The sequence below is a fragment of the Pseudomonas sp. P5_A12 genome (assembly GCF_056400685.1).
The window spans coordinates 1-3,375 of record NZ_JBFUKU010000431.1 but is presented as its reverse complement, the minus strand read 5'-3'; the positions used below and the strand labels follow the sequence as shown (position 1 = coordinate 3,375).

At 57.2% G+C, this 3,375-nt stretch carries 4 protein-coding genes; 2 read left to right on the top strand and 2 right to left on the bottom strand.

The genetic code is table 11. The features are described from left to right. Both AC1DSG_RS29325 and AC1DSG_RS29320 read left to right on the top strand, forming a co-directional pair. Window positions 1-297 (top strand): sigma factor-like helix-turn-helix DNA-binding protein (locus AC1DSG_RS29325; RefSeq protein ID WP_477793993.1); only part of this gene is annotated, 297 nt, incomplete at its 5' end. Between the two features lie 107 nt (window positions 298-404). Beyond that, complete coding sequence (locus AC1DSG_RS29320) at window positions 405-1,445, top strand: OmpA family protein (RefSeq protein ID WP_477793992.1); 1,041 nt, start codon at window positions 405-407, stop codon at window positions 1,443-1,445. Between the two features lie 74 nt (window positions 1,446-1,519). Here the strand turns inward: AC1DSG_RS29320 and cobA are convergent, their stop codons facing one another. Both cobA and AC1DSG_RS29310 read right to left on the bottom strand, forming a co-directional pair. Beyond that, entirely contained in the window at window positions 1,520-2,305 is a 786-nt protein-coding gene (gene cobA / locus AC1DSG_RS29315) for a uroporphyrinogen-III C-methyltransferase (protein WP_477793991.1), read from the bottom strand. Window positions 2,306-2,315: 10 nt separating this feature from the next. Further along, a partial coding sequence (locus AC1DSG_RS29310) for a molybdopterin dinucleotide binding domain-containing protein (protein ID WP_477793990.1) occupies window positions 2,316-3,375 on the bottom strand: 1,060 nt, incomplete at its 5' end.

Below are 3,375 nucleotides of genomic sequence, written 5' to 3'. Positions count from 1 at the left end.
ACACAGTATCGAAAGGAACGGCGAAAGCGTCGCTTGATGGACGCCTTGAGTCTGGACCCCCTCGAGGAAGCATCTGAAGAAAAGATGCCGAAGCCTGAGGATAAGGGTGGACTTGATCGCTGGCTTGTGTATGTAAATCCGATTGATCGTGAAATTTTGGTGCTACGATTTGTCGCAGAGCTGGAATTTCAGGAAATCGCGGATATTATGCATATGGGATTGAGTGCAACAAAAATGCGGTACAAACGCGCTCTTGATAAATTGCGTGAGAAATTTGCAGGCAGTGCTGAAACTTAGTTCAGCGCAAATATCTCTTACGTGTAGGCTAGTTCTGATAGACTAGCCGCCGAGTTGTCCCCCGGTTTGAGGGACTGCTTTACAATCACCAGATGGGGATTTAACGGATGAAACTGAAAAACACCTTGGGCTTGGCCATTGGTACTCTTATTGCCGCTACTTCTTTCGGCGTTCTGGCACAAGGCCAAGGCGCTTTTGAAGGCGAGCTTAACTACGGGAAAAAGTACAACGACAGCGTTGACAACGTTCAAGATGGTTACACTCCTGGCGCCTCCATCGGTTACTTCTTGACCGACGATGTATCGATCAACTTCACCTACAACGCTGAAGACTACACCCGTTCGGACAACAACACTGGCAATCAGAAAATCGAAGGCGACAGCTTCGGTCTGAACACTCAGTACCACTTCAACAACGCTGGCGACGCTCTGCGTCCTTACGTTCAAGGTGGTGTTAAACACGGCAGCATGACCAACGTAAAAGCTGATGGTCACTCCGGCCGTGACCAGTCGACTTTCCTGACTGCAGGCGCTGGTGTTAAGTGGTACTTCGTAGAAAACGTCTTCGCCCGTGCTGGCGTAGAAGCTGACTACAAACTGGACAACGGCCGTTGGGACTACATTCCTTCCATTGGCTTGGGCGTGAACTTCGGTGGCGGTAACAAGCCGGCTCCTGTTGTTGCTCCAGAAGTTTGCTCCGACAGCGACAACGATGGCGTTTGCGACAACGTTGACAAGTGCCCAGACACCCCAGCCAACGTAACTGTTGACGCTGATGGCTGCCCGGCAGTTGCTGAAGTTGTTCGTGTTGAACTGGACGTGAAATTCGACTTCGACAAGTCGGTAGTCAAGCCAGACAGCTACGCCGACATCAAGAACCTGGCTGATTTCATGAAGCAGTACCCGGCCACCTCCACTACTGTTGAAGGTCACACTGACTCCGTCGGTCCTGACGCTTACAACCAGAAACTGTCCGAGCGTCGTGCAAACGCCGTTAAGCAAGTTCTGACCAACCAGTACGGTGTTGAATCGACTCGCGTTCAGTCTGTTGGTTACGGCGAAACCCGCCCAGTAGCTTCCAACGACACCGCTGAAGGTCGTGCTGTAAACCGTCGCGTAGAAGCGCAGGTTGAAGCTCAAGGTAAGTAATTACCCGCAGCTCTGAGAAAAGCCCGGCTTAGGCCGGGCTTTTCTTTGTCTGCGATTTGGTGAGGAGGGACGCGTCAGGCGCGTTGGCATCCGACATTGATGTCGACGGTCAGGGCCTCTTCGCGAGCAGGCTCGCTCCCACAGGATTGGATGGCGTTAGCGGCGACCGCGCCAATCACCAGGATGGCCGGGCTTTTCAATTCGAAGGCACAGGCATCTTCCTCCATAGCCATCAGACTGCTCCGACATTCCCGTTGATGCGGCAATGATGCATTTTCAATCATTGCCACCGGCGTATCGGCTGCCATTGCGCCAGCCAGCAGTTGCTCACGAATCTCGCTGAGCTTGGCCACACCCATGTAGATCACCAGCGTCGTGCCACCTTGGGCCAGCGCTTGCCAGTTCAGGCTGCTGCCATCCTGAGTATGTGCGGTGACCAGCGTTACCCCTCGTGCCACGCCGCGCAGGGTCAGCGRAATATCGCATTGCGTCGCACCCGCCAGCCCGGCAGTGATGCCATTGACCAGCTCAACCTCGACACCACGCTCGCGCAACCACTGTGCTTCTTCACCGCCACGCCCGAAGATGCACGGGTCGCCACCCTTGAGCCGCACCACGCATTTGCCTTGACGCGCATAACGCAACATCAAACGATGAATGAATTCTTGCGGAGTAGAGCGACAGCCACCGCGCTTACCCACAGGAATAATCCGCGCGCCGCAGCAGTGCTCCAGCACTGCGTCGTTGACCAGATCGTCGATCAGCACCACATCCGCTTCTCTCAACGCCCGAACRGCTTTGAGCGTCAGCAATTCAGGGTCACCAGGACCCGCACCCACCAGCCAGACTTTTGCGCTCATAGTGTTTTCCTCACGAGATGGCGGCTTGCGGCTGCGCGGTGGCGGCCAGCAATCGCTTGATTTCCGGGACGCAGGAGCCGCATTGCGTGCCGCAACCCAATTCTTGTTTCAAACCCGACAAGTCCAGGCCGCGGCGAATGCCGGCGCAGACCACGTTTTGACTGACGTTTTTGCAGTTGCACAGGGTTTTGTTGCCGATCGCTTCGGCGTCGACCTGGCCCGGTGGGGCGCTCAGTGGGGCGAGCAGCCAGCGCCGTAGCTGTTCATCGGCGCGACCTTCGAGCCAGAGGCTCTGCAGCCAGTGTCGGGCGAGGGTTTCACCTGCCAAGCGGATCGCGGTGATCCGGCCGTTCTCGATCCGCACCCGCTTACCGATGGAGCGTCGTGGATCGTCGTAGGCCAGGACCGGTCCGTCATTGAGCCCCAGGCATTGATCGATTTCCCGCAGCAGTTGCGGATCTGGCGCGGTGGCGCTGGCAGCGCGTATCAGAAGCGCTGGGCGCTCACGGCCAGCAAGGCTGAGGCTGACGTAGGAAAATGTCTCACAGAGGGGGCGTAGCGTCTCAAAGTGCTGTTGGACATCGCCCTCTATCAGCGCGAAAAGGTGCCAAGGTAACTGGACCGGTTCGAGGCGCACGCCGCTGTGTTTCAACTCCGGTTGTTTCGACAGCGGGTCAAAGGCGGGGAGCGTGAGGGTATTTATGCCGCCCTTCAGAAAACGGTCACCGAAATGCATCGGCAGAAAGGCTTGGCCCGGACGCACGCTGTCATCACTGGCCACCGGCACGATCACCGCGCCGCGCCGGCTTTTCAGGCTGATCAGATCGCCCGTTTGCAGGCGATGCCGGCGCAGTTCATCGGGGTGCAGGCTCAACACGGCTTCGCTGACATGRCCGAACAGCTGCGCGGCGGTGCCGGTGCGGCTCATGCCGTGCCATTGATCGCGCAAACGACCGGTGATCAGCGTCAACGGGAAGCGCGCATCTCGTTGTTCCTTGGCGGCGCGATACGGATCGGCCACGAACTGCGCACGACCGCTGGCGGTCGGGAAAATACCGTCCAGATACAAC

What these genes read in the sequence shown, in the direction of transcription:
- AC1DSG_RS29320 (WP_477793992.1), top strand. Translation starts at nt 405, where the DNA reads ATGAAACTGAAAAACACCTTGGGCTTGGCCATTGGTACTCTTATTGCC.